Annotated in this window: 22 protein-coding genes; 7 read left to right on the top strand and 15 right to left on the bottom strand. The window is 38.6% G+C overall.

Annotated elements, in window-relative coordinates:
• Positions 1–419 (top strand): helix-turn-helix domain-containing protein (locus tag U859_RS0104685; protein WP_029985459.1); only part of this gene is annotated, 419 nt, incomplete at its 5' end.
• Positions 395–1,258 (top strand): IS3 family transposase, encoded by an 864-nt coding sequence (locus tag U859_RS0104680; protein ID WP_115684131.1) that lies wholly within the window; start codon positions 395–397, stop codon positions 1,256–1,258. The genes U859_RS0104685 and U859_RS0104680, both read left to right, overlap by 25 nt.
• Positions 1,259–1,385: 127 nt before the next feature.
• Here the strand turns inward: U859_RS0104680 and U859_RS0104675 are convergent, their stop codons facing one another.
• From U859_RS0104675 to U859_RS0104645, 7 genes are all read right to left on the bottom strand, one after another.
• On the bottom strand, positions 1,386–1,823 hold the full coding sequence (locus tag U859_RS0104675) for a hypothetical protein (RefSeq protein ID WP_025142264.1): 438 nt from the start codon (positions 1,821–1,823) through the stop codon (positions 1,386–1,388).
• Complete coding sequence (locus U859_RS0104670; protein WP_025142263.1) at positions 1,810–2,187, bottom strand: phage holin family protein; 378 nt, start codon at positions 2,185–2,187, stop codon at positions 1,810–1,812. The genes U859_RS0104675 and U859_RS0104670 overlap by 14 nt, the downstream gene beginning before the upstream one ends.
• Positions 2,188–2,242: 55 nt before the next feature.
• Positions 2,243–2,509 (bottom strand): YtxH domain-containing protein, encoded by a 267-nt coding sequence (locus U859_RS0104665; protein ID WP_025142262.1) that lies wholly within the window; start codon positions 2,507–2,509, stop codon positions 2,243–2,245.
• A gap of 74 nt (positions 2,510–2,583) precedes the next feature.
• Positions 2,584–3,633 (bottom strand): AI-2E family transporter, encoded by a 1,050-nt coding sequence (locus U859_RS0104660; protein WP_025142261.1) that lies wholly within the window; start codon positions 3,631–3,633, stop codon positions 2,584–2,586.
• A 63-nt stretch (positions 3,634–3,696) separates the two neighbouring features.
• Entirely contained in the window at positions 3,697–5,115 is a 1,419-nt protein-coding gene (locus U859_RS0104655) for a sigma-54-dependent transcriptional regulator (RefSeq protein ID WP_025142260.1), read from the bottom strand.
• Between the two features lie 158 nt (positions 5,116–5,273).
• Positions 5,274–6,053: an enoyl-CoA hydratase/isomerase family protein gene (locus U859_RS0104650; RefSeq protein ID WP_025142259.1), complete on the bottom strand. Its 780-nt coding sequence runs from the start codon at positions 6,051–6,053 to the stop codon at positions 5,274–5,276.
• A 3-nt stretch (positions 6,054–6,056) separates the two neighbouring features.
• The gene (locus U859_RS0104645; protein ID WP_025142258.1) at positions 6,057–6,476 is read right to left on the bottom strand and encodes a cobalamin B12-binding domain-containing protein; all 420 of its coding nucleotides are present in this window, start codon (positions 6,474–6,476) and stop codon (positions 6,057–6,059) included.
• A gap of 237 nt (positions 6,477–6,713) precedes the next feature.
• On the opposite strand from U859_RS0104645, the gene U859_RS0104640 reads away from it, so the two are divergent.
• Positions 6,714–8,369 (top strand): glutamine--tRNA ligase/YqeY domain fusion protein, encoded by a 1,656-nt coding sequence (locus tag U859_RS0104640; RefSeq protein WP_025142257.1) that lies wholly within the window; start codon positions 6,714–6,716, stop codon positions 8,367–8,369.
• A gap of 271 nt (positions 8,370–8,640) precedes the next feature.
• Here U859_RS0104640 and U859_RS0104630 read toward each other — a convergent pair whose 3' ends face one another.
• Positions 8,641–9,477: an N-acetylmuramoyl-L-alanine amidase gene (locus U859_RS0104630; protein ID WP_037505230.1), complete on the bottom strand. Its 837-nt coding sequence runs from the start codon at positions 9,475–9,477 to the stop codon at positions 8,641–8,643.
• Between the two features lie 114 nt (positions 9,478–9,591).
• Here U859_RS0104630 and U859_RS0104625 point away from each other — a divergent pair, with 114 nt between their 5' ends.
• Together U859_RS0104625 and U859_RS0104620 are read left to right on the top strand one after the other, a co-directional pair.
• Positions 9,592–11,274 carry a dipeptidyl-peptidase 3 family protein gene (locus U859_RS0104625; protein ID WP_025142255.1) on the top strand — a complete coding sequence of 561 codons (1,683 nt, stop codon included), beginning with the start codon at positions 9,592–9,594 and terminating at the stop codon, positions 11,272–11,274.
• A gap of 595 nt (positions 11,275–11,869) precedes the next feature.
• Positions 11,870–14,314, top strand: a complete 2,445-nt coding sequence (locus tag U859_RS0104620; RefSeq protein ID WP_025142254.1) for an outer membrane beta-barrel protein — start codon at positions 11,870–11,872, stop codon at positions 14,312–14,314.
• 130 nt (positions 14,315–14,444) lie between these two features.
• On the opposite strand, the gene U859_RS0104615 is transcribed toward U859_RS0104620, so the two are convergent.
• From U859_RS0104615 to U859_RS0104575, 6 genes are all read right to left on the bottom strand, one after another.
• Positions 14,445–14,939 carry a GNAT family N-acetyltransferase gene (locus U859_RS0104615; protein WP_025142253.1) on the bottom strand — a complete coding sequence of 165 codons (495 nt, stop codon included), beginning with the start codon at positions 14,937–14,939 and terminating at the stop codon, positions 14,445–14,447.
• Positions 14,936–15,496, bottom strand: coding sequence for a hypothetical protein (locus U859_RS0104610; RefSeq protein ID WP_025142252.1), 561 nt, complete (start codon positions 15,494–15,496; stop codon positions 14,936–14,938). The genes U859_RS0104615 and U859_RS0104610 overlap by 4 nt, the downstream gene beginning before the upstream one ends.
• A 63-nt stretch (positions 15,497–15,559) precedes the next feature.
• Positions 15,560–16,852, bottom strand: a complete 1,293-nt coding sequence (locus U859_RS0104605; protein ID WP_025142251.1) for a hypothetical protein — start codon at positions 16,850–16,852, stop codon at positions 15,560–15,562.
• Between the two features lie 59 nt (positions 16,853–16,911).
• Entirely contained in the window at positions 16,912–17,556 is a 645-nt protein-coding gene (locus U859_RS0104600) for a thiamine phosphate synthase (protein ID WP_025142250.1), read from the bottom strand.
• A gap of 120 nt (positions 17,557–17,676) precedes the next feature.
• On the bottom strand, positions 17,677–20,121 hold the full coding sequence (locus U859_RS0104595; RefSeq protein WP_025142249.1) for a TonB-dependent receptor: 2,445 nt from the start codon (positions 20,119–20,121) through the stop codon (positions 17,677–17,679).
• Positions 20,122–21,069: 948 nt separating this feature from the next.
• Entirely contained in the window at positions 21,070–21,621 is a 552-nt protein-coding gene (locus tag U859_RS0104575) for an AAA family ATPase (RefSeq protein ID WP_084153018.1), read from the bottom strand.
• Between the two features lie 414 nt (positions 21,622–22,035).
• Between U859_RS0104575 and U859_RS0104570 the strand changes: the two genes are divergently transcribed.
• The gene (locus U859_RS0104570; protein ID WP_029985455.1) at positions 22,036–22,353 is read left to right on the top strand and encodes a hypothetical protein; all 318 of its coding nucleotides are present in this window, start codon (positions 22,036–22,038) and stop codon (positions 22,351–22,353) included.
• Positions 22,354–22,565: 212 nt separating this feature from the next.
• Complete coding sequence (carB, locus tag U859_RS0104565) at positions 22,566–25,403, top strand: carbamoyl-phosphate synthase large subunit (RefSeq protein WP_025142245.1); 2,838 nt, start codon at positions 22,566–22,568, stop codon at positions 25,401–25,403.
• Positions 25,404–25,571: 168 nt separating this feature from the next.
• On the opposite strand, the gene U859_RS0104560 is transcribed toward carB, so the two are convergent.
• Positions 25,572–26,879, bottom strand: coding sequence for a M20/M25/M40 family metallo-hydrolase (locus tag U859_RS0104560; protein ID WP_025142244.1), 1,308 nt, complete (start codon positions 26,877–26,879; stop codon positions 25,572–25,574).
• Positions 26,880–26,967 lie beyond the last annotated feature (88 nt).

Raw genomic sequence — 26,967 nt, 5'->3', positions numbered from 1 at the left:
TTGAACGTCGCATGGTGCTTCAGTGGATGCAATTCTATAAACGTTTTGGTGAGGCCGGACTCAGACCGCAGTCAACGGTCTATTCTTTAGAGAATAAACTCGAAGTTATCCGTTACTTTACGGCCAATCAAGTATCTTTGAGGGAGACATGTCTCCAGTTTAACATCAGATCCGACAGGGTTCTATTCAACTGGCTGAGGATATATAGGGCTGGCGGAGCCGAGGGGCTGTCCGAGGAAACAAGAGGAAAAAAACGTCTGATGAAGCCAAAGATTTCGAAAAAAGTACCAGAAAAAACCTTGACGGAGAATGAACAACTTTTGGAAGAAAACAAGCGTTTACGTGCGGAGGTCGCGTTTTTAAAAAAGTTACGAGCCTTAATCCAGAAAGAAGAATCAAAGAAAAACAAAAAGCTCTGATCGTTCAGGGGTTAAGGAAGACGTTTGATCTATCAATACTTTTGAAGGTCGCCAATATTGCAAAAAGTTCATTTTATTACTATATGAAGCGTAATAAGGTGGTTGATAAGTACGAAGCGATTAGGACACGCATCATTGCACTTTCCAAGCAGCATAAGGGTAGGTATGGCTATAGGCGAATGCTATTTCAGCTAAAAAAGGAAGGACATAAGATCAATCATAAAACTGTATTGAGGCTAACTGGTGAGATGGATCTGAAAAGTATTATCAGGCTTAAGAAATATAGATCCTACAAAGGAGAAGAGGGTAAGACTGCACCCAACATACTCAAGAGGGAATTTAATGCGGACAGACCGTTTGAAAAATGGGCTACCGATGTAACTGAATTCAGTGTAGCTGGCAAAAAACTGTATCTCTCTCCGATAATCGATTTATTCAATGGAGAGATTATAAGCTATTCACAATCTCTCAGACCGAATTTCGAGCAAATTACTGACATGCTGGATGAGGTATTGAAAAAGGTGCCAAAGAATGCCAAACCGATACTACACTCGGACCAGGGATGGCAATACAGGATGAAGGATTACCAAGGTATCCTGCGGAAGAATAGAATTATTCAAAGCATGTCAAGAAAGGGCAACTGCCTTGATAATGCTGTAATAGAAAACTTTTTTGGTACGCTGAAATCTGAGATGTTTTATCTCAAAAGATACTTGTCAGTAGAGGAGTTACAGAATGATATTGATGAGTACATCGATTACTATAACAACAATAGGATTAGGTTGAATCTAAAAGGAATGAGCCCGGTTGAATACCGAGCTCAAATCCTAAATAATTAATTATTAAGTTTGTCTAAACTTTTGGGGGCAGTCCATTAAATCCTGAGGCTTTTTTAATTTAAGATCATTTCGCGGCATCATGTTCACTAATGAACTAATGGCTAATGAACCATTGTACTAATTTGAACTAGTATGTTTCACTATCTGGCGGAATGCCATAATCGATAAACTTTTTATCTTTTTTTTCTTTCTTTTTTCCAAACCAACCTTTAACTGAATTAAAAATTGCTGACAAATGTTCAGCATCAAGCGATTTGCCTACTTTTCCCGAAATTAATCCTACAGCTGCCTTAGTTAAAAAGCCTGCACCTCTGAATATCGTTTTGTTCATAAACATTGGCAAAAGCAATGACATTGCAGTGCCACTAATGTTTAACTTTTCGTCGGCTTTAAACAAGTTATTCGGCGTAGCATATCTTTTAATCAGCGCGCCCAATGTAAACTGTTTAAAAAACGTTTTGGTGTCTGATTTAAGCATATTCTGCTTAAGCGTGTATTCAACCTTGAGTTCTAATTTTCTAGCCTGCAGGTCGCTTAGGTTGCGGATGTCTTTATAGCTTCTCATCTTCCTCCTTATCTGCAAGTTTGTCAAAGTATTTTCTAATGGCTACATTGATAATTGCTTTTTCAATGTATTTATCCTTGGTTAAATAAACGATTATGGCCAGTAAAATATAGAACAAGGAAACACAACCAAATCCCCCTGCATAACTACCTAAAACGCTCGAGAGATATAGTGCCAATGTTACTGATCCAAATAAAAAGGCCAGTATAAAACACACAATAACAGCGGTGCTGGTTACTAAATCGGCAAAAATTTTCGATGCTTTTTCTACAATATAAAGTCTGGTATACTCCACCCTGGCTTCTAAAAAGCCCTTAGCGTCGTCTACAAGATCTTCAATACTTTTATCTTTATTCTCCTGCATAATTCAGATGAGATTTAACCGGGCAAAATACCCGGCTATGCAATATTTTTATTTATTAAGCGTGCTCTACGTCGTCGCTGTATTCTTCTTCTACACTTCTCAATTTGGTTTTGATAGAGCTTACCACTTTATCTTTCAGGCTGGCCAGGTTATTAATTTCGTCAGCAGCTTTATCTTTGATAGAGTCGCCCAGATCTTTTAACGATTGGCTTAATTTATCGCGGGTTTCGTCACCTTTATCTGGTGCGAACAAAATTCCCAGGGCTGCACCTGCAGCTAATCCTGCTAAAAGCGCAACTACAACTTTTGAGTTATCATTCATAATCAATGTATTTTAAGGGTTTAACAATTATGTACAATATAAAACTACTACATTATTTTATTGTTAAGCTATATTTATAACTCGCTATGCTCATTATTTGTTTTAATTCTTTCCAATCTTTCTGATGCGAGCGTACTGGTTTCGTAAATTTTAATGAGCAAAATAAAATAAGACAACAGCAGGGGGCCAAAAACCAGACCCAATATTCCGAATAAAGGAATACCAATAATTACGCCAATTACTGTAATTATGGGATGAATGTTGCCAACTTTTTTTGCAATGATGAACCGCAACACGTTATCGATGTTGATAATCACCACAAAACCGAAAATAAGCATGGCCCAGCCGGCAAAATTATTTCCGTTGGCAATCTGCAAAATGGCAGCTGGTACAAAAACAACAGGAGGCCCCAAAACAGGAACAAATGAAATAAATGTGGTAATAACACCCCAGAAAACGGGGTCTTTATATCCTAATACATAAAAGGAAAGGCTTACTAATGAACCCTGTACCAAACAGATTAATCCCTGCCCCAAAACATTGGCATAGGTGGTATTACGCATTTCATCACCGAAACGGAGGGCATTCTGTTCTCTAAAAGGAGCATATTTTATTAATGAAAATTCGAATTTTTTTCGCTCTATGAGCATAAAATAAAGTAAAAAGTACATCACGAGTAAACTCAGTACAATATTTACCGCGCTCGAGATGAGCGAAGGGAAAAGCTGCGTTGCCCAATTTCCCAAACGGTTCATGCCGTCCTGAATTAATTCCTGGTTAATTTTGATTGGAACCAGGTGCTGTAATTTAACCAAAAGGTTTTTAAAAAAGATTTCGTTGCTGCGAAGTTCTGAGATTTTGCTGATTACCATGCTGCTTAGGGCATAAAATGGTAATACAATTAAAATGATGCTAATGGTGATGAGGAAAATGGCTGCCAGTCTTTTATTCCAGCCCTTGTTTTCGGCCAGGTGGATATAGGCAGGCCGCATAATGGTGTATAAAACTAGAGTGCTCAGGATGGCACTAAAAATACTTTGTAAAGAATAAGCAATTAAAACGCCAAGCGCAATTATGATAACAAGGTTAATGTTGTTACGCTGTTTATAAGAAAATACTGACATAATTTAGGATGCTTGGGATTATTCTTTAAAATACCAAATCAGCCTGTTTTGTTTTGTCGATTTTCAAATTTGTTGTTCATCATTAAGGTTAATTAGCTTTATTTTGTTGTAAAGAGTTTTTCTGTCGATTTGGAGTATCCTGGCAGCTTTAGCTTTATTAAAATTAACTTCCTTTAAAACATTTAAAATTGCAGTATATTCTGCTTCTTTAGTTGTTTTCTTAAGATGCTGCTGATGTGTATTATTCGACTTTTTTAAGGGGGGGAGTTTTTTTTCGCGCTGCAGAATTTTAGTTGAACTGATTTTTTCAAACTCCAATGGCAAAGCACTTACTTCGATCTGGTGTCCGTTTGTAAGCAAAGCAACCCGCCTGATTACATTTTTGAGTTCGCGCACATTCCCTGGCCAGTTGTAGCTTAAAAAACAATATTTAACCTCTTTAGAAAAAGAAATTATGTTTTTGTTGAGTTCTTCGTTCGCCTCTGCAAGAAAAAAATCTGCAAAAACGGGAATGTCTTCGCTTCTATCTTTTAATGAAGGAACATTGATGGAAAATTCGTTAAAGCGGTGATACAAATCCTCCCTGAATGTTCCTTTTTGTATACAGTTTTCGAGGTTTTCATTGGTCGCAATGATAATCCTTACGTCGAGGTCTATTTCTTTTGTACTGCCTATCCGTTTAATTTTTCGTTCTTGTACGGCCCTTAATAAAATAGCCTGGGTTTCGTATGACAGGTTGGCTACTTCATCAAGAAACAGGGTTCCGCCGTTAGCCTGTTCAAAATGTCCTATTTTGGTAGATAACGCTCCTGTAAATGATCCTTTTTCATGTCCAAAAAACTCACTTACAGCCAATTCTTTACTTAAAGAGCCACAGTCCATGGCCACGAAAGGTGCATTTTTGCGTAAGCTGCTCAGGTGGATGGTTTTGGCTACACATTCTTTGCCTGTGCCACTTTTTCCATGTAAAATAATGCTGTAGTTGGTGGGGGCAACGAGGTTAATCTGTTCTAAAAGTTTTAACGACAGTTTACTTTTACCTTCGATATATTTAGGGAAATTAAGCGGTTCTATCTTATTCCCGTTTTTACTGCTGCTATTGTGTTTTTTTAATGCTTTTTGTGTTTCCAGTGCTTTGTTTACCGTACTTAGTATTTCATCGGGATATAGAGGCTTAACAATATAATCGTATGCACCCAGTTTAATCAGCTCAACAGCAAGCCTGATATCGGAATAACCTGTAATAATAATAACACCAGTGGCAGGATGGTTTTCCTTTACATGTTTTAAAATTTCTCTACCATCTGTATCGTCAAGGCGATAGTCGCATAAAATCAGGTCGAACTTTTCATTACTGAGCATTTCTACTGCTGATGCACCTGTTGTGGTGTTGGAAACCTCAAAGCCGTTTTTAGTCAGAAACTTCGAAAGTAATAAACCGATATTTATTTCATCGTCGATTATAAGTATTTTGTTTTTCATTAATAGGATTTTTTATTGATAAAAGAACCCCAAATAATTAAGTAGGATAAGTCAAAAATATTCAGATTAAATCATACATAATTACTCAAAAATTATGATAGTGGGAAATATTTTCTACACTTTTAATTTTTGAGAATAGATTTAATACTACATGCTTGTTAATGTCCTGTAAAATTAGCTTTCCTTTTTTCTACAAATGCTGTAACTCCTTCCTTAAAATCAGCCGTTTCAAAACATTTGCCGAAAGCTTCTATTTCTGTAGCATAGCCATTTTCATCATTTAATGATGCTATTACCGATTTTATGGCGGCAGAAATGGCTAAGGGTGCACGTTGTTTAACCGCATTGAGGATTTCTTCTGCTTTGCCAATTAAATCTGCCTGTGGAACAACATAGTTTACCAGGCCAATTTTCCCCGCTTCTTGGGCAGTAACCATGTTAGCCGTTGCAATAAGTTCAATCGCTTTGCCTTTTCCAACCAATTGTGTTAAGCGTTGGGTACCACCGTAACCTGGAATTAAACCCAAGGTAACTTCTGGCAGCCCTAATTTGGCATTATCGGATGCGATGCGGATATGACATGCCATCGCAAGCTCCAGTCCGCCGCCTAATGCAAATCCATTAATTGCAGCAATAAATAATTTTGGTGAATTTTCGATAGCATTAAAAACCTGGTTCTGCCCATGTTTTGCCAATTCTTCTCCTTGTTTTCCACTGTAATCTGAAAATTCTTTGATGTCTGCGCCTGCAACAAAGGCTTTTTCTCCTGCCCCGGTTAAAATAACGCCCCTTACTTCATCGGTTTTACCTGCATAAGTAATTACGTCGGCGAGTTCGGCTAAAGTATCTTTATTTAATGCGTTAAGCGATTTCTCGCGGTTTATGGTAATGTATAAAATGTTTTCTTTTACTTCTGAGATTAAATTCTGGTATGCCATAGCTTAAAAATTTCTGTTTTCTGTAACCCAATTCTGAATATATTCTACAATACTTGCCATTGTTGTGCCCGGAGGAAATAATTCTCCAACACCGAGGTTGGCAAGTTTTAACCGATCGGCTTCTGGAATGATCCCTCCGCCGGTTAATAACACATCATCCATCTGTTTTTCTTTCATAAAATGGATAATTTTAGGAAAAACTGTCATATGGGCACCTGAGAGTATCGAAATCCCGATGGCATCAACATCTTCCTGGAGTGCCGTATTTACCACCATTTCCGGCGTTTGGCGGAGGCCCGTGTAAATTACTTCCATGCCGGCATCGCGTAAAGAAGTTGCGATTACCTTTGCGCCCCTATCGTGGCCATCTAAGCCAACTTTAGCCACCAAAACGCGTATAGGCCGGTTTAATATTTTGCTCATAAATGAATATCAAGTTGATGTAAATGTATTGATTTTATTAACTAATAGAGAAATAGGCAGTATAGATTATGGTTGATGAATCATGGTTATTGCGTGTAAGAGCAAATAGGCATAGCATTTAACAATTATTAATGAAATTCTATCAGATCCAATATTAACTGTATGCTAATAAACCGTTAATCATTGCATAAATACGCTCAATCTTTTTACATTTGCATTCCTAATTTACAGGTTTTTATGAGTGAAGAGAAGTCATTGAACTTTATTGAAGAAATTGTTGAGAACGACTTAAATAGTGGTAAGTATGAAACTTTGGTTACGCGTTTCCCGCCGGAGCCTAATGGTTATCTGCACATCGGCCACGCGAAAGCAATATGCTTAAATTTCGGACTAACACAAAAATACGGCGGTTATACCAACCTGCGTTTTGATGATACCAATCCGGTAACGGAGAAAACGGAATACGTTAACAGCCAGCAGGAAGATATCAGGTGGTTGGGTTTTAACTGGAAAAATGAATTGTACGCATCAGATTATTTTGATGAGCTTTATGGTTTTGCAGTTAAACTGATCGAAAAAGGATTGGCTTATGTTGATGAAAGTACTGCTGATGAAATTGCGGCTTTAAAAGGTACACCAACAGAACCGGGTCAGGATAGTCCTTACCGTAGCCGTAGCGTTGAAGAAAACCTGGATATTTTCACCAAAATGAAAAATGGCGAATTTGCCGATGGTGCTTATATTTTGCGGGCTAAAATCGATATGGCAAGTCCGAATATGTTGATGCGTGACCCGATTATTTACCGTATTAAACATGCTGAGCATCACCGTACAGGTAACAAATGGTGCATTTACCCCATGTACGATTTTGCCCATGGACAAAGTGACAGTATTGAAAACATCACGCACTCGATTTGTACTTTAGAATATGTTTCGCACCGCGAACTATACGATTGGTTTATCGAAAAATTAGAGATTTTCCCTTCAAAACAATACGAATTTGCCCGTTTAAACCTTACCAGCACGGTAATGAGTAAACGTAAGCTTTTACAATTGGTTAATGAAAACCTGGTAAACGGCTGGGACGATCCACGCATGCCTACCATTTCGGGCTTGCGCAGAAGAGGATTTACGCCCAAAAGTATCCGTGAATTCTGTGAGCGTATCGGTATTGCCAAGCGCGAAAATTTAATCGAATTGAGTTTGTTAGAATTCTGTATCCGCGAGGATCTGAACAAAACAGCTAACCGTGTAATGGCAGTTTTAGATCCTATTAAATTAGTGATCACCAACTACGAAAAAGGAACGGAAGATTTAATCGGCGAAAACAATCCAGAGGCTGAAGATGGTGGTGGTACGCGTGTGATCCCATTCAGTAACGAGCTTTGGATCGAGCGTGAAGATTTTATGGAAGTGCCGGCTAAAAAATGGTTTCGTTTGGCACCAGGTGCAATGGTACGCCTAAAATTTGCTTATATTGTGAAATGCGAAGATTTTGTGAAGGATGAAAATGGAAACATTACTGAAATCCGTTGTACTTATATCCCGGAATCAAAAAGTGGAAGCGACACCAGCGGCATCAACGTTAAAGGAACCATCCACTGGGTGAGTGCACCACATGCCAAAACTGCTGAAATCCGTTTGTACGACCGTTTATTTACTTCAGAAACTCCTGATGCAGAAGAAGGCGACTTTAAAGATTATTTAAACCCTGAGAGTTTAACGGTATTGCCTAATGCTTATATCGAGCCGGCTTTAGCAGGTGCAGATTTAGATGGACGTTATCAGTTTATCCGTAAAGGTTATTTCTGTTTGGATAAAGATTCTACTGACGATAAATTGGTTTTCAATAGAACGGTAACACTAAAAGATACATTTAAGAAGCCAAATTAACTCCACTTCTTTTTGACCACATATAGGCACAGATGAACACAGATTAGCGTGGTTTGTCTGTGCTTTTTTGTTATTTAGGTTAATCGGTTAATTGTTTGAATTGGTTAACTGAGTAGGTTGAAGCGCCAGATAATTCCATCATCCATTTTACATCTTCCTTCATAATCGTAAAGAAGTGGCACAATGTAAGCCTGGCAGAATATTTTGCTTCTAAATATCGGTTCTTTGAATTTTAATCTTATTCCATCATCCCTCTTACATTTTCCATCTTTTAATATTTCGTATACACATTATACAATACCAAAATATCTACAGGCGTTAAAGCCGCTGTAATATCACTCTGTATAAAATGGATTTTAAAGGCTGTAATTGCTGCTGGCAGATTGCTTGTATCGTAACCAATATACTTTAGTGCCATTTCTGTGTTGAAATCTACTGGTGGGTTTTTCAGCACATCATCATACCAATAACCGAAGCCTTTATCAGCGAGTTTTTTCCATGGAAAATTTTTAGGATCGTTTTTACGCCTTGGTGCAATATCGGAATGACCGATAAAATTTGCGGTTGGGATGTTATAGGTTTTCTTCAAGGTAGCCAATAACTTCAGCAAACTATTTACCTGTGCATCTGGCCATGGGTCTGTTGTTCCGTTGTTGTCCAATTCGATACCTATTGATGAAGAGTTAAGGTCGGTATCTTTGCCCCATTTGCTTATACCGGCGTGGTTGGCACGCAGGTAATCGTTAACCATGTGTACCACTTTACCATCTCTGCTGATTACATAATGTGCACTGGTACCTGCTTTGATAGAGAAAAATGTTTTAATCGTTTGCGCCAAACTATCCTGTGCGGTATGGTGGATCACCACAAAATTTGGTTTACGTATCCCAAAATTTACAGAACCAACCCAGGTTTGATTTGTTGCTTCTAATGAATCATAAAGCTGACCAAGCGGAGGAGTTGTGCTGATTATTTTCGAAAAATCTTTTGCCTTGTCTTTATATATTTTTTCTGTTGCAGCGTATTTATTCGTGCTACAGGCCGATAAAATGAGCAAGAGAGAAAAAGTGAAAATAGATGATGACTTTGATAATCTGGAAAATAACATGGGCATGAATTGTTAATGAGTTGAAGTTACAAAGTTATAGGAAACTTAAGCCAATACATCAAACTTTATACAAAGCTTTCAAAATTTACTAATTTAGCAGCGATATACTTTAATATGAAGAATTTATACAAATCAACCCTGATTTTATCTGCACTTGCTATTTCGGCTGGGTCAATATCATCTTGTACAGGCGATAACAAACCTACTGATGGAAAGACTACTGCAACGGTACAAAAAGATAGTTTAACAAACTATGTTGCACAGCGCCTGGCCATTTACGAAAAAGTTAAGCTCACTACCAATATCAATCAATTAAGTGTTAACGACCGCAAAATTTTGCCTTTGCTGATCCAGGCGGCAGAAATTATGGACGAGCTGTATTGGAAACAGGCCTATCCTCAAAGAGATAGCTTACTGGCTACCATTAAAGATGAAAAAACACGCGACTTCTTAAATATTAATTATGGTCCGTGGGATAGGTTAAATAATGATAAACCTTTTGTTGAAGGCGTAGGTGTTAAACCAGAAGGGGCATCTTTTTATCCATATGGAATTACAAAGGATGCGATAGAAAAATCTGATCTGGCTGATAAATTTGGTGCATATTCTGTGGTTCAGAGAGATAGTACAGGCAAATTATCTACCGTTCCTTATCACGTTTTATTTGCTTCAGAATTACAGCGGGCGAGTTCTCTTTTAAAACAGGCCGCTTTAATTACAGAAGATGCAGGCCTAAAAAAATATTTAAACTTAAGGGCTGATGCTTTGGTAACGGATAATTTTACGGCCAGCGATTATGCCTGGCTGGATATGAAAACCAATGGTCTGGATATCATTATCGGCCCAATTGAAAATTATGAGGATAAACTCTTTAATGCCCGTACCAGTTATGAGGCTTATGTTTTAATTAAGGATAAAGAATGGAGCAAACGTTTAGCAAAATATGTAAAAATGCTTCCAGAGTTACAGAAAAACCTGCCTGTTGCAGCCAAGTATAAAGCTGAAACCCCTGGAACGGATTCTGAACTGAATGCTTATGATGTGGTTTATTATGCAGGAGATTGTAATGCGGGATCGAAAACAATTGCCGTTAACCTTCCGAATGATGAGAAAATACAACAGGAAAAAGGTACCCGCCGTTCGCAATTGAAAAATGCGATGCAGGCTAAATTTGATAAAATTTTGGTCCCAATTTCGAAAGAACTGATCGACGCCGAACAGCAGCAGTATATCAAATTCGATGCTTTTTTCGCCAACGTAATGTTTCATGAAGTGGCACATGGTTTAGGCATTAAAAAAACCATTACCGGAAAAGGATTTGTAAGAGAAGCTTTAAAAGAACAATATAGCTGGTTAGAAGAAGGTAAAGCTGATATTTTAGGTTTATACATGGTAACCGGTTTGCTTAAAAAAGGCGAGTTAAAGGGTGATATTAAGGATTATTATACCACATTTATGGCCGGTATTTTACGTTCTGTGCGCTTTGGTGTTTCAGAAGCACATGGAAAAGCCAATATGCAGTGTTTTAATTACTTTCAGGAAAAAGGAGCTTTTGAACGTACGTCTAAAGGTACTTATAAGGTTAATTTCGAGAAATTTGCAACTGCAATGAACGATTTAAGTGCGTTTATCATTACGCTTCAAGGTAATGGAGATAAAGTTGCAGTAGAAAAAGCACAAAAATCGAAAGCAATTATTCATCCAGAACTTCAAACCGATCTGGATCGCTTAACCAAAAAGAATATTCCGGTAGATGTTGTTTTTGAACAAGGAGTTGATGTACTAGGTGTAAAATAGAAATTCTTACTAAAAAATAAAGGCCATAGATATGCGAGTGTAAACTTGTTTGTCTGTGGCTTTTTTTAGTTCAGTGGTTCACTGGCCATTAGTTCATTAGTGACTGCGAACCGTCAACTGCAAACTGGTTATTGGTTAATTGTTTAAACTGGTTAATCGGTTAATTGACCAAGACCCTTAAAAAAAATCTCAACTGGTCTATCTTATAGATTTCAAAAATCGCCGTCATTCCCAGACAGGCGGTAACCACGAAGTGCTCAGCGAAGCTAATCTTAATGCAATAAGCTTTACGATTCCTCTCAGTCTATAAATTCAATGGCCCCGTTATTTATATTGATTTTACAGATTAAATTAACCTCAGGATAAAGACCAATTGAAGTTACACAATAATCTACTCCCGACTCCTGACTACCGACTCCGGACTTTTTTTATTTCCTTGTAACCTTTTCAAAAAGCGGTCGTCTTACTTATAACTAAAGAATAGAAACCTTTCGTTTCTGAACTAAACTAAAATATCTGGTTCTAAGTGAGAAAATGCATAAACATGCGTTGTGGAATCTTTTTGCCAATTTTTTTTAAGATAATAAAACCGAGCATGAAAATATTATACGCGATATCGCTTTCCTTAAGCCTCTTTTTAACCGCTTCAACGGCTTTTGCACAAACCACTCCTAAGCCAAACATCAGTGGTATAATTTTAGATGAAAATAAGAAACCTGCTGATTATGTTACGGTTGTACTTTATAAGTCGACAGATTCGAGCATCGTTAAAACGGCTTTTACCGATCCGAACGGAACCTTTGGTTTTACCGTAACGAATAAAGGAAGCTACTTTTATAAAGCCAGCAATATGGGCTATAAAACCCTTAAGAGCAAAATCATCGTTTTAACGGAAGATAACCATAAGGTAGATTTCGGTTCGGCACAGCTTGTTGCAACTGCACAAAATCTAAAAGAAATAAGTGTTGCGGTAACCAAACCATTAATCGAAAGAAAAATGGACAAGATCGTAATGAATGTTTCTAACAGTGCGATCATGACTGGTTCTACTGCGCTCGAGGTGTTGCAAAAAGCGCCTGGTGTAACTGTCGATCAGAATGATAAAATTTCCATGATGGGCAAACAGGGTGTACTGATCCAGCTGGATGGAAAACAGACTTACATGAGCAGTGCCGATGTGGCCAACCTGCTCCGTAACATGCAAAGTTCGGAAATCGAAAGCATTGAGTTGATCACCAATCCTTCCTCAAAATACGATGCTTCTGGTAATTCGGGAATCATCAATATAAAAACCAAAAAAAGTAAAAATGGTGGTACAAATGGTAGTATAAATGGAACGGCTGGTTACGGTAAAAATTTTAGGGGTAACGCGGGCTTAAATCTTAACCATAGAACGCAAAAACTGAATATTTTTGGTAACTACAATTATGGTAAAAATGAGCGTGAGAACCAGATTGATATCGATCGGATTTCTAACGGTAAAACAAAGGATACCTATTTTATGCAGGTGGGCAGCAGTCTTAGAAAGCAACAGAACAACAACTTTAAAGCGGGTTTAGATTATTTTATCGATAAGAACAATACCATTGGGGTATTGGTAAACGGTTATTTTAACCACGGTACAGAAGCATCAGTAAATAATACGTTAATAGGCCCGTCATTTCAAAAAACAGATTCTATATTGATTTCGAATACGTTGCAAACCAATAAGTATAACAATCTTTCTTATAACTTAAACTATAAATCGGTTTTAGATACTGCCGGATCGGAAATTTCGGCCGATGTAGATTATTCAAGATACAATGGAAATGATGGATCGAAATATGATAACGATTATCTGTTCGCAAATGGTGACAGGATGCGCCCTATTGTTCACACCAGAAATAACACGCCTTCTGTTATAGATATTAAAGCTTTTAAGGTTGATTATAATGTTGCATTGAGCAAAACGATTAAACTTGAAGCAGGTGTTAAAAGTAGTTGGGTTAAAACCAATAACGATCTACAAGCGGAAGAATTTGTGAACAATAACTGGCAGAACGATGTACGCCGTAGCAACCAGTTTATTTACGATGAAAATGTAAACGCAGCCTATACCAACTTAAACAAACAGTTTAAAAATACCAGTGTACAAGTTGGTTTAAGGGTAGAACAAACCAATTCGAAAGGGAATTTAATTACCACAAATACTGTTGTTGAGCGGAGTTACTGGGATTTCTTTCCAACCTTGTTTATTCAGCAGAACCTTTCGAAAAACAACCAGCTGGGTTTCTCTTACAGCAGGAGGATCGATCGTCCGAGTTACGATGCCTTAAATCCTTTTGTGTATTACCTGGATCAATATACCTATAATAAGGGTAACCCCTTTTTGAACCCACAGTACACTAACAATTTCGAAGTGAGTTATACTTTGTTACAAAAATACATGCTATCTATTGGTTATAGCAGGGTTAACGACGTTATTATGGAGGTGCTTTTGCCAGATACTGCTCAAAAAGCTTTATATCAAACTAATGCTAACATTGCCAGAAATATCAGTTATAATGCCAATTTGAATATACCCGTTCAGGTTACCAAATGGTGGCAGATGAATAATAATTTAAATGTTTTCTACCTGAGTTTCCAGGCACCAGATTTGGCTGGGAATGAATTAAAAACAGCAAAAACATCTTTTCAGTTTAAAACCCAACAAACCTTTACCATTATGAGTGGTTTTACGGCAGAACTGAATGGTAGTTACGAATCGCCTCTTTACTACGGTACTTTTGCCATCAGGCCCCGCTATTCCATTGATGCTGGTTTAAGCAAAGCATTATTTAATAAAAAAGCGAGTTTGAAACTGGCTTTATCTGATGTGTTTAATACTTATAAAACCAATTTATCGAGCATATACTCTGGTTTAACATACGAAGTGCGCCAAAAGAACGAAAGTCAGATCGGTAGGATCAGTTTCACTTACCGCTTTGGTAAAAACGAAATTAAACCAGCACGCCGCCGTTCAACAGGTACAGAATCGGAGCAGGGAAGGATGAAGAATTAGTAAGGTAGTTAATGCGATGATCGTCATTCTCGCACAGGCGGGATCTTAATACAATAAGCTTTAAGATTCCCAATCAACCCGATAGCTATCGGGTTGGGAATGACGATCCGACTATATCCGTCGTCAGAAATTAAAACTTATATTCCATTACATAATCGTCCATAAAATAACCCTCGCCGATATCAAGTTTTACCGATTCTTTAATGGTAAAACCTCCTTTTAGGTAGAAGTCTTTGGCTTTATTATGTTTGTTGACATTAAGTTGTAGCGCACTTCCACCTGCATCTTTTACCTGGTTAAATACCTCGTTAATCAAAATTTTGCCTGCGCCTTTACCGTGAGCAGAAGGCAACACATAAAGTTTGTGCAGTTTGTATATCCGCTCTTCATGCCCGGTGATAGAATAACCTGCAAAACCAAATTGATTTTCACCTTCTTCGGCAATCAGGAAAATATGCCCCTCCATCAATTGTTTCAAGAGTTCGCCCCGGTTATACATTTTATCCAGCATGTAATCAATCTGTGCCTGCCCGATAATATCAAGATAAGTCGAAGGCCAGGTTGCTGCAGCAATATCCCTGATGATTTCTAAATCTTCTTCTTTTGCTTTTCTAAGGGTAATCATATCGGTTCGCTGATAAAAATAGGTTGTCCGGAAAAGGTAAATTCTACAAAACCGTCGTTAACCACTTTAAAAATTTCGTCCTCATCCTGCATCAGGTTGGTTACTTCGAGGTATCGGTTTCCATGGATCAAAAATTCACTTCCTGCGGGTTTCCAAACCGAAAAGCCCGATTTTATAGGATAATGTTTAGCCCTCTCGGTAAATACTACAAGATTGATTTTATCTTCAAAACCTGCGTATTTTTCTAAGTCGAACTTGCGGGTGATCACATTTACGGCAGGATATTTCTCTTCGTACAGGTAATTAACCGCGACCATTAGCGCATCAACCGGCCCTTGTATCACTTTGGTGTTTTCTTGTGTTTCGGTTTGTGTTCCGTTTACCAGAACATCAACTTTTAAACCCAGCGATAAGATTTTGTCGTAGCTTTCGGCATTGACCAAAAGCGTTGGGCTCCATTCTAACAGCTGACCCAAAAGCTCTTCGTTAAAATTTCCAAGCTCCTCTATAAATAAAGCTGGTTCTTGTTTTTCTTTTACAATATGATGTGAAGACATACTGCGAATATATAAATTTCACATTAAGTAGCATGTATGAAGAATCAGCTTGAGGTAAAATGATTATCGGTTGTATGGATATTCATTTACCCAATGAAAGCCCCTGTTAATGAGCCTGAAATCTTTCAGGTCTTTCTTTTTAAAACTCACCGAGATAGAATCTTTATCTCTTAAGCCGGAAATAATGAATTTGTCTTTCCCGATCACATTATAGTTTAGCACATATTTCAATGAATCTTTAGCTGTTGATTTTAATACCAATTCTTTCTTTTTTTTGTTAAATACGGTCGTGAAATTAGCGATACTATCATTCATTTTTTTAACCCTTGCATAACCCTCATAACTAATGATCATTTGTTTCCAACGGGTACTGTCGGTAGTTAATGGCGGTAAAGTTGTGCCTTTAAGCCTCATGCTTTCTACATTATAAATGCCATATAAAAATGGTTTTGGGGCTGCACTGCCATAAGTTTTCCTTTGCTGCATGACCGAATACATTAAGAAAACAACTGAGGCTGTGATGTACAGGTATTTTATACTATAAGCCGAAATATAAAGCCATCGCTTTTTAAAGATTGGTCGGTACATCTGATCAAGCTGTTGGCTTTCGTATTTAATAAAGAAACGGTATAGTTTTAAGAAATGGGGTGCCAAAATAAAGAGGCTCATTACGACCAGTGCTGTGGAGAGTAGTTTTACAGGGACATCGAAAAAATAATTCATCGACATTACATGGACGGTTGCGGCTAATGAGAGGAAAGCACCAACAATTACTGTTCTGCGGAACAACAATAAAACGGCAGAAACTTCTACAATCCCCATAAAAAGGTTGTAGCCTTTAGAGAAACCGAGGAAAGTCCATGCCAGGCCCATTGGTGAGGCATCACCAAAAGGTTGAAGCAACCTGTTTAAAGAAGGATCGGGAAACTGGAGCTTGATTACTTTTACCGCTCCATATAATAATAAGGTAAAGGCCAGGTAAAACCTTACCAAAACCACTAACCAATAGTAGGCTGCATTGTAGCTTTTACGTTTACGGTCTAAAACCGACCAGATGATACAGCCTATCACCGAAATGAGAAACATAAAAAGCAGCAATACCCAATCGTAAGAGGTATCGCCACTACCATTGGTGTGGATGCTAAAATCGTAATTATAATGGATGATGTGTTTGGAAAACCAGGGAATAAAATCGTGCAGCAATAAACCAGGTAACTGCAGTATACTCGACAGCACCATGAAAGCACCATTATTGTTCAGGATAATGAAAAGCGATAACAGCAGAAAAAAGAACCGAAAGGAAACTTTTTTATAAATATTCCAGGGAGAGTTGGTTTGAAGTGCGTTTTCAGACATATTGGTTTGGGTTTATCCCAAAACTAAAAATTATCCAATAGGCATCAAACTATAAAATGTTAATTAACAGCACTTTCTTTAACTAAACTGTAAAAATCCTGATAGGCTTCGATAAAATCATCAGCAAAATTAATTGCTCCGGAAACGGCTATTCCATAAATGCCAGTCTGCATTAGAGCCTCTACGTCATAAATTTTGATGCCTCCTACCGCTAATATAGGCAGTTCAATAGCTTTGCCTTGTAATTCCTTTATGGTATGACGATAAGCTTCGATATCTATAGGCGCATAATTGTTAGGTTTGGTTTCGGTTACCGAAAATGGGCCATAACCAGCATAATCAGCACCTTCGTTGGCAAGCCGGATTAAATTTTCGATGGTATTTGCTGAGCCGCCCAATGTGATGTCACTGCCTACCAATTTGCGCAGGGCGATAAAATCGGTATCCATATCCTCGATGTGAAAGCCTTGTATATCGGCCTTTCCGTTTAAATGAACATGATCAGTAACAATTAGAGTGGTGCCCCAATCATCGCAGATCTCCGCAATGGCATTGATATCCACCAGGAGTTCTTGATCCGTTTTGCTCAAACAACGGTACTGGATCCATTTTGCACCAGCCTCGCAAGCCAGCTGTGTCTGTTCGATGTGGGTCAGGTGTCGAATATCGTGTGTGATATACTGGAATTTTTCGATGTATTTCATTAGGATTGGTAAGATTAAAGGATTTTAAGATCAGAGGGGGCAAGATAAACAAAATCGCCATTGAGCGATTATCTTCCAATGGCGATTTTAATGAGTTTTAGCTTTCAGCTTTGGTCTTTCTTAAAACTTAACGTTGAGGCTTAGCAAAAAGTTGGTGCCTGCCTGTGGGTAAAAAAAGTTTTCGGTTATTCTGCTCCCTCCAGATTGGTAACCATAAGTATAACCGTTGCTTTCGTATCTTTTGTCTAATATGTTATTCACCAATAAACCAATGTTAATATTTTTAACGCCGGCAAATTTAAAATCGTAGCCTAAACGTGCATTATTTACCCAGTACCCGTTAATGGTTCTATCGTTATTCTGCGTATTATCAAGATATTGTTTGCTTACATATTTGCTTTGTAAAGCGATAGCCAAGCCACTGATAGGTTTATATACCAATTCGCCAAAAAGGACCGTATTTGGAGAAAACGAAATATCAGTAAGGTTATAGTTGTTTACTACCTGTCCACCATTATCGTAATCATCGTAATATTCAGTAAAGTTTTTGATTTTGTTACGGCTAAAAGCAGCGTTAGCATTTACAATAAACTGTTTGCTAATGGTATAAGAACCATCCAGCTCAATCCCTAAACGGTAACTCCTGTCAACATTCTGACGGAAGTTTCCACCAACATCGTTTATCTTTCCGGTTACCACCAACTGGTTTTTATAGAACATGCCATAAGCATTGGCACCAATATTAAATTGATCATTTTTAAAACGGTAACCTAATTCTACATCGTTCAGGCGCTCTGGTTTAGGTGTAATGCCAACTGTTGCATCCGTATAATCATCGCGGTTAGGCTCTTTGTTGGCCACGCTGAACGAAGCGTACACATTGCTCTGCGGATTGATAAAATAAGTTGCACCAAATTTAGGGTTAAAGAAATTTAGGGTTTGGTTAATGGCCAGCGTATTCAATTTGTTTTCTGTTCCGGCAATATCATAATATACGCGGCGGTATTGCAGGTCGGCGAATAAACTTAAGGCCTCAACCGGACTGTAGTTTACCTTACCATAAACGTTAAAATCGGTTTTGAAACCATCATTATCATAGTAATGCCTGTCGATATTTCCGTTTGAAGCATATTGCGCCCAGATTACCTGCCCAAAATGCGCACCTTTATATTCGTTGTAAGCACCACCTAAAGTAAAGTTTAAATCCTTTTCGGGCACATAATTAAAGGCATAGGTAACTCCATAAAAATCATTATCCAACCAACGGCGGCGAATTAAATCGGTATTTGTAACCGGAGTTCCTCCTGGAATAACAACCGGATTTAAGCCATAAGCGGCCAATTTATCCTGTACCCTGTATTCTTCATAATAACCCTCACCTTTAGTATAGTGTAAAGCGCCATTAAAAGAAAACTGATCAGAGAACTGTCTGGCATAAATTAACTGATAGTGGTTCTGTGTATAATTATCCGTCTGGTTATTATAAAGGAAACTATTGTAAGTTCTGCCAGAGTTTAAAAGATTTGCTGCATCTTCGGTACTTAGTTCGTTTCTGGCGATATAGACATTCATCCCGGTTACATCATTTTCTAAACGTGATTGCGGGATTCCGTTCCACGATTGATAGGTTTTTTCATTTCCTGAAAAAACATTTACACGCAATAAATCTTTATCGCCGTGGTAGGCACCAGATAGAAAATACGATTTTAGCAAAGATGATCCGCGGTCTACATAACCATCAGAACTAATTCTTGATAAACGGCCGTCAAAACTAAAGCGGTTATTAATTAAACCCGTACCAACCTTTACCGTATTTTTCCAGGTGTTGAAACTGCCATAAGTGCTGTTTACTTCTGCATAGGGTTCTGTTTCGCTGGCAGTGGTTTGGATATTCAAACTCGCACCAAATGCACCTGCGCCATTGGTCGAAGTACCTACACCGCGTTGGATCTGCACATTATCAACCGAAGAGGCAAAATCGGGCATGTTTACATAAAACGTCCCCTGGCTTTCGCTATCATTGATCGGAATACCGTTAACTGTAACGTTGATCCTGCTGTTATCACTCCCGCGGATACGGATTCCGGTATAACCCACACCAGCACCGGCATCAGAGTTAACCACTACGCCAGGGGTATTCTGCAGGATAAACGGCAGATCCTGTCCGAAATTATTCTGCTGGATTTCTTCCTTGCTGATATTCTTATAAGTAGTTGCCGATTTGTCTGTGGCGCGGGTTGCACGCACAATCACCTCATCGGCGAGGAAATTTTGCGGCGACAAACTGAAGTCTAGGGTTGTGTTCTGTGTAAGTTCTACCGTTTTTTCTGTCGATTTATAGCCAACATAACTTACAACGATGGTATATTTTCCGTTCGATAAGTTTGTAATGGTGTAGTTTCCGCTGGCATCACTCACAACCGCTGTTTTTTGATTTCTCAATTTAACTGTTGCGCCAGGAAGTGCCTGCTGATTTTGATCGGTTATTTTGCCTGTAACCGAAAACTGTGCCGATGCAAAGAAAGGTAGCATTGCAACAAGTGCTGCAAAAAGTAAATTTTTCAATGTTTTTGTTTTTAGTTAAACCCATCGGAAAAGGGGCTTCCCCGATTTCAGTTAAACTTCCATAACTCCAATCCCTACGCCGGCATTACCCGGATCAGGTGCATTCGAGGTTGATGGCTGGAGGGTTTTAAGGCTGATGGGGTTTACCCTCTACCTTTTTACCTTCTACCTTTTACCTCAAAATGGGTATGATCTCAGCCTGTTTTTGTGTTTATTTAAACAAGGCACCCCTAATGATGTGGCAAATGTAGAAAATATTTGGCAATTCGAACGGTTTTTGCTGTATTGTGGCTCAAATGAGCAAAAATTGACAGTGCAATTGGAAAAAATTGTTGTGTTTTAGATTTTGATAATGAAAGGTTCTGTGTCTTTGGTATTTTCAGTCCCGCTTTACGTTCCAGGTCCTCTCCCGATGAAAAATCGGGATCCGGGCTTCCACTTCATCCGATAGCTATCGGATCGGGTTTAAGTGGCCAGGCTGGTAGAAATATTAATGGATCATCACCAAACGTTCCTACGGAACGAAAAACGCCAATTATAAATTGGCTACCCATGAAGCGTTCCTACGGAACGGCAAAAGATCTCATATTAATGTATTGTCCCATCGGGCAATGCCATTAGTTAAGGTTTTCAACCACAGCTGCACACAGATAAACACGGATTTTATATCTGCGTATCTGTGACAAGTCGTGGGTAAATTATTCTTACCTGTGCCGTCCCATCGGGACGCCTCATGGGTAGAAAAAAAATGTTGTTTTTTTTTCGTTCCGTAGGAACGTTTCGTGTTTTGGCACCAGGGTAACAAACCCCTGTTCAATAAACCTGACAGCAGCGAACACGAATCCCGATTTTTCATCGGATGAAGTAAAGCGAATGGCGGGACTGCCGGCCGCCAAAAGCTACTGACAATCATTTTCAAAAAAAAATGAAAGTATCCTTTTCGATTTCCTATCTGCCCAAAAAACCATCAATCGCTTTAACGGCATTCGAGATTCTTTCATCACCCGAGCCGCCAATAACTTTATAAGTTGCATGGAGCGCCTGAAGTTCCTTGTGCCAAACCTGCATAAAATATTCACGTTTATCGGGAAAATCGCGCAAGGGATCATCCTGCCAGGGTAAATCGATATCCATTAACAGGTAGAGGTCGTAAGGCCTTTTAGGCAAAGCATCAAGTACCACCTTTGGTGTTTCGCCAAGCACTTCATCGCTCCAGATTTTTACCGTAATAAAAGTGGTATCACAGATGATAAAATCGCTTTCGGTTACGGCTAAAATGGCATCTTCGAGCGCAACCTGCCCGTAATACATATTTTCTTCATCCTGCAGCGTGTAGTCGGTAACCAGGTTTTCGCAATAATAACGGGCATACTCCGGCACCCACGAAACCTTGTAGCGTTTTGCCAACAACTGAGATAGGGTAGATTTTCCCGTACTTTCCGGGCCAACAATAGCGATCTTTTTGATATTTTTATTCACGATAAAATTTTCTGAATACATCCAAATGTAAAGGAAAAAGCCTTAAAAGAAAAAATCCGGTTGAGGAGGGCTCCTCTAACCGGATAATAAACCAAACAAACTATTTATGAAGAAATCCTCATTGCGGGTAACTAATCCGCGGAGGAAGCTTTAGATCATTGTCTAAAGTATATACAAAACGCATATATGTTCTGCTTATTACAACATTATTGCCAATATTCCGATCTTCACAACTTCGTGACTTAATTCTGACGCGTGAGGCTATTTTCACGGATTTCTTTTAACACTAATTAACATTTGCGGTAATATTGTACATATTGATTTTACAATCGTGTATAATTTATAGTACAATGCGTGTTTTTGGTGTTCATTATTTAAAACTATTTGTACAAAATGGTGTTATTTATTTCGGACATCACACTAAAAGGATATACCATGAAAAAATTATGTGTTGTATTATCACTGGTAATTGTATTTGCTTTAGGCGCCATTGCCTTTACAAATATTAAACTGGGCGGAATAATCGGAAAAATAAGTCCTGTTGATGCCGCTTCTTCTATTACGCTTGTAGCTGCAACAGACACGCTTAGAGCTGAAGTAAATCAAGGCGTTTTTACTTTTACCAACCTTAAACAAGGCGTTTATAATGTAGTTATAAAAGCCAATGCGCCGTATAAAGATGCTGTGATAGAAAAGGTTGCCGTAAAAGATAGTGCTACTACCGATTTAGGCGAAATTAAATTGCAACAGTAGTGAATTTTACAAAAGAAAAATCTAAAAAGAGGGTTCAATAAATCCTCTTTTTTATTTTAAAAAAATCAGCTTAAAATCCCTCTAAAGATGTATCTTTGCATCCCGACAGAACAGTTGGGATTTTTCTTCTTACAAGCACAAAATCTCGTTGCTTTCAGGGTGTTTAAAATACCCAAATACTTTAGAATTTTAATTATTGTTTAAGCTTTATCATGCCTAAAGACACTTCCATCCGCTCAGTACTGATTATAGGATCTGGACCAATTATCATTGGCCAAGCCTGTGAATTTGATTACTCGGGTTCGCAAGCGGCCCTTTCTTTAAAAGAAGAAGGGATTACCGTTTCCATTATCAACTCCAATCCGGCTACCATTATGACGGATAAGGTTATCGGTGACCATGTTTACCTGCGCCCGTTAACTGTTGATTCAATAGAGGTTATTTTACAAGAGCACATCGACTCTGCAGATTTACCTAGAATTGATGCGGTACTTCCTACAATGGGAGGGCAAACTGCACTAAACCTTTGTAAAGAAGCAGAAGAACGTGGTGTTTGGGAAAAATACGGTGTTAAAGTAGTTGGTGTAGATGTTGCTGCGATCGAAAAAACTGAAAACCGTGAAGCTTTCCGCCAGTTAATGGTTGATATCGGTGTAGGTGTTGCAGAATCGAAAATTGCCAACTCATTTTTAGAAGGTAAAGAAGCTGCTCAAGAAATTGGTTATCCATTGGTAATCCGCCCATCATATACCTTAGGTGGTTCTGGTGGTGGTTTCGTGCACAAGAAAGAAGAATTCGATGCGGCGTTAAAACGCGGTTTAGAGGCTTCTCCAACACACGAAGTATTGGTAGAGAAAGCAGTTTTAGGCTGGAAAGAATATGAGTTGGAGTTGTTAAGAGATAGCAACGATAACGTAATCATCATCTGTTCGATCGAAAACTTCGACCCGATGGGTATCCACACGGGAGATTCGATCACTGTTGCTCCTGCAATGACCTTATCTGATCGTTGTTACCAGGAAATGCGTAACCAGGCGATTAAAATGATGCGTGCAATTGGCAACTTTGCCGGTGGCTGTAACGTTCAGTTCTCGGTTAATCCGGCAAATGACGAAATTATTGCCATCGAAATCAACCCACGTGTATCGCGTTCATCAGCATTGGCAAGTAAGGCAACTGGTTATCCAATTGCAAAAATCGCTGCTAAACTGGCTATTGGTTATAACCTGGATGAAATTGAAAACCAGATTACCAAAACTACTTCGGCCTATTTCGAGCCTACTTTAGATTATGTAATCGTTAAAGTACCACGTTGGAACTTCGATAAATTTAAAGGCGCAAACAAAGAACTTGGCTTACAGATGAAATCTGTTGGTGAAGTAATGGCCATCGGTCGTACTTTCATTGAAGCGCTTCAAAAAGCTTGTCAGAGTTTAGAGATTAACCGTGCAGGTTTAGGTGCAGATGGCAGACAGGTGCGCAATATTGAAGAAATTATGGACGGTTTGGAGCATGCTTCATGGAACCGTTTATTCTTAATAAAAGATGCCATGGTAATGGGCGTACCTTTGGAATCGATCCGTAAGGTGACCAAAATCGATAAATGGTTCTTAAACCAGATTCAGGAACTTGTGTTGCTTGAAACTGAATTGAAAAGATACTCTTTAAATAATATCCCTCAGGATTTCTTCGTAACACTTAAACAAAAAGGTTTCTCTGATATTCAGATCGCCTGGTTGTTAGGCAATGTTACCGAAGATGAAGTGTACGATCGCCGTAAGGCTTTAGGCATCAACAGGGTGTATAAAATGGTTGATACCTGCGCAGCAGAGTTCCCGGCTAAAACACCATACTACTACTCTACTTTCGAAGAAGAGAACGAGTCGAAACCATCAGACAAGAAAAAAGTAATTGTATTGGGTTCTGGTCCTAACCGTATTGGTCAGGGTATTGAATTCGATTACTCTTGTGTACACGGTTTATTAGCCGCAAAAGAATCGGGTTTCGAAGCAATCATGATCAATTGTAACCCTGAAACGGTTTCAACAGATTTTAACATGGCCGATAAATTATACTTCGAGCCGGTTTTCTGGGAACATGTACGCGAAATTATCGAGCTGGAGAAACCTGAAGGCGTAATTGTTCAGTTAGGTGGACAAACCGCCTTGAAAATGGCCGAAAAATTAACCGAAAAGGGAATCAAAATTATCGGAACATCTTTCGAGAATATGGATATCGCGGAAGACCGTGGCCGTTTCTCTGACCTGTTGAAAGAGTTAGATATTCCTTATCCAAAATATGGTGTTGCAGAAAATGCTGAAGAAGCAATTGTTGTAGCAAACGAGGTTGGTTATCCGGTATTGGTTCGTCCGAGTTATGTTTTGGGTGGACAAGGAATGAGCATCGTAATCAACGATGAAGACCTTGAAAAAGCGGTAGTAAAATTACTGGGCGATTTACCGGGCAACCGCGTATTGATCGACCACTTTTTAGATAGGGCAGAAGAAGCAGAATCTGATTCGATTTCTGATGGTGATGATGTTCACATTGTAGGTATGATGGAACACATCGAGCCTGCAGGTATCCACTCAGGAGATTCGTTCGCAGTATTGCCAACCTTTAGCTTACCAGAAACGGTAACTAAAGCGATGGAAGAATACTCAATCAAAATTGCAAAAGCTTTAAATGTACGCGGATTGTTAAACATCCAGTTTGCCATTAAAGACGAAAAGGTTTATGTAATCGAAGCCAACCCTAGGGCATCGCGTACGGTTCCTTTCATTGCTAAAGCTTATGATGTGCCTTATATCAACATTGCGGCTAAAATTATGCTGGGTGTAGCGAAACTGAAAGATTTCACGATCGTGCGCAAGCTTAAAGGATATGCGATTAAAGAACCGGTGTTCTCTTATGAAAAATTCCCTGAAGTAGCAAAAGAATTAGGTCCTGAAATGAAATCTACAGGTGAGGCGATCCGTTTCATTAAAGATTTAGAAGATCCTTACTTCCGCAAGCTTTACAAAGACAAATCGATGTACTTGAGTAAGTAATCTGCTTACAAAGGTTTATAAGTAGCAATGGCCAGTGATTTTTCACTGGCCATTTTTTGTTGTAGTTGTACTGGGCGGCTCGTCATTCCCAACTTGATTGGGAATCTTAAAGCTTACTGCATTACGATTCCCGCCTGCGCGGGAATGACGACCGTTTAACTGCCCCTTTTATTGCTTCAACTTCGGAATCCTGGTTGGGGTATCTGTCCCGTTTACGATGGTAACAGCGCTTTTAGCAATGGCTTTAATGGTAGAAAGGATATTTTCTACATCTAAAGAGCTGTATTCATCTTTCACGCTGTGGTACAATTTATCGATATCGATTTTATCGGTACTGATGGTGTGTGCCGGAACGCCTAGTGCTGCTAAAGTAGCATTGTCGCTTCTGTAAAATAAGTTTTGATCCGGATATGGATCCGGGTGGAAAGTAAATTCAGTTCCGGTTAAGTTTTTCTGTAAAATCTTTCCGAAATCAGATCTTTCGTAACCGGTAATAAATGCCGTGTTTTTGCCAAATTTAGAGTCTTTACCGATCATCTCGATATTAAACATAGCCACAACATCATCAGGATTTAATTTTTCTGAGAAATACCTTGCGCCAAAACCACCAATTTCTTCTGCTGTAAAAGCAACGAAGATCAGAGTACGCTCGTTATTTTTTTGTGCTTTGTAATATTTTGCCAGTGCAATCATCGCCGTAGTACCAGATGCATCATCATCAGCTCCATTGGCAATGCTATCGCCATCTACAGGCTTTAAGAAACCCAAATGATCGTAATGACCAGAGAACACTACAATTTCTTTGGCTTTAGATTTACCCGGAATTACACCTGCAACATTGAACAATGGCATTTTGGTTACCTTGCTTTTAAAAGTTGCCGAAAAATCTGTCGCGGCATCTTTACCTAAAACAAACACCTGTACAGCACTGGTAGTTGCTTTTATATCTTTTTCATCAACAGTTGCCGGTTTACCGAAATAACCTCTGTAACGGTTAAAAAGATCGGTAAATTTACTATCTACCAATACAATTTGATTTTTCTCAGCACCCATCATCGTTCTCAATTGAGCCACAAATGGTTTCTCCGGATCTAATTTAACAACAGTGGTATTCGATTTATCAAGCGTTACACTTTCTGCAGTTACGCCCGAAACAATTAAATTTTCTGGTGCAATTTCTTGTCCATCTATTTTAACACTGATACTTTGGTTGGCAACCTGGTATTTGTTAAACGTTTGGCGGAATGTTTTTTCGCCAGTTAAAGGCTGTAAGCCAATTTTCTTAAATTCAGATTCGATAAAAGTTGCTGCTTTGTCGATACCAGGCGTAAATGTTGCACGTCCCTGCATATCATCTGCACTTAAGGTTTTAATCAGGTGATCGGTATACTCACGTGTGATGATTTTATCAATGTTTTGCGCTTTAAGCTGCAAGCTTGCCATGCCGACAAGTGTAAAAAAGAGAATTTTCTTCATATAATAAGTTATAGAGGGTGAATTTAAGGAAAATTAAGGTTTTTGGTTGGTAATTTGGTGATTTTTTGGTGATGGCTTATTGGTTAAT

The organism is Pedobacter jeongneungensis, assembly GCF_000633455.1.
GTDB classification, from domain to species: Bacteria; Bacteroidota; Bacteroidia; order Sphingobacteriales; family Sphingobacteriaceae; genus Pedobacter; species Pedobacter jeongneungensis_A.
Note: the sequence above shows the minus strand (reverse complement) of the source record. Positions and strands in the feature narration are given on the sequence as shown.

Bases quoted from the DNA above. Each gene is read 5' to 3' on its own strand.
- U859_RS0104660 (WP_025142261.1), bottom strand. From the start codon at position 3,633: ATGTCAGTATTTTCTTATAAACAGCGTAACAACATTAACCTTGTTATC.
- U859_RS0104630 (WP_037505230.1), bottom strand. From the start codon at position 9,477: ATGTTATTTTCCAGATTATCAAAGTCATCATCTATTTTCACTTTTTCT.
- U859_RS0104675 (WP_025142264.1), bottom strand. From the start codon at position 1,823: ATGAGAAGCTATAAAGACATCCGCAACCTAAGCGACCTGCAGGCTAGA.
- U859_RS0104575 (WP_084153018.1), bottom strand. From the start codon at position 21,621: ATGTATTCAGAAAATTTTATCGTGAATAAAAATATCAAAAAGATCGCT.
- U859_RS0104670 (WP_025142263.1), bottom strand. From the start codon at position 2,187: ATGCAGGAGAATAAAGATAAAAGTATTGAAGATCTTGTAGACGACGCT.
- U859_RS0104665 (WP_025142262.1), bottom strand. From the start codon at position 2,509: ATGAATGATAACTCAAAAGTTGTAGTTGCGCTTTTAGCAGGATTAGCT.
- U859_RS0104570 (WP_029985455.1), top strand. From the start codon at position 22,036: ATGAAAAAATTATGTGTTGTATTATCACTGGTAATTGTATTTGCTTTA.
- U859_RS0104620 (WP_025142254.1), top strand. From the start codon at position 11,870: ATGAAAATATTATACGCGATATCGCTTTCCTTAAGCCTCTTTTTAACC.
- U859_RS0104655 (WP_025142260.1), bottom strand. From the start codon at position 5,115: ATGAAAAACAAAATACTTATAATCGACGATGAAATAAATATCGGTTTA.
- U859_RS0104615 (WP_025142253.1), bottom strand. From the start codon at position 14,939: ATGATTACCCTTAGAAAAGCAAAAGAAGAAGATTTAGAAATCATCAGG.
- U859_RS0104610 (WP_025142252.1), bottom strand. From the start codon at position 15,496: ATGTCTTCACATCATATTGTAAAAGAAAAACAAGAACCAGCTTTATTT.
- U859_RS0104650 (WP_025142259.1), bottom strand. From the start codon at position 6,053: ATGGCATACCAGAATTTAATCTCAGAAGTAAAAGAAAACATTTTATAC.
- U859_RS0104625 (WP_025142255.1), top strand. From the start codon at position 9,592: ATGAAGAATTTATACAAATCAACCCTGATTTTATCTGCACTTGCTATT.
- U859_RS0104645 (WP_025142258.1), bottom strand. From the start codon at position 6,476: ATGAGCAAAATATTAAACCGGCCTATACGCGTTTTGGTGGCTAAAGTT.
- carB (WP_025142245.1), top strand. From the start codon at position 22,566: ATGCCTAAAGACACTTCCATCCGCTCAGTACTGATTATAGGATCTGGA.
- U859_RS0104640 (WP_025142257.1), top strand. From the start codon at position 6,714: ATGAGTGAAGAGAAGTCATTGAACTTTATTGAAGAAATTGTTGAGAAC.
- U859_RS0104605 (WP_025142251.1), bottom strand. From the start codon at position 16,852: ATGTCTGAAAACGCACTTCAAACCAACTCTCCCTGGAATATTTATAAA.
- U859_RS0104600 (WP_025142250.1), bottom strand. From the start codon at position 17,556: ATGAAATACATCGAAAAATTCCAGTATATCACACACGATATTCGACAC.
- U859_RS0104560 (WP_025142244.1), bottom strand. From the start codon at position 26,879: ATGAAGAAAATTCTCTTTTTTACACTTGTCGGCATGGCAAGCTTGCAG.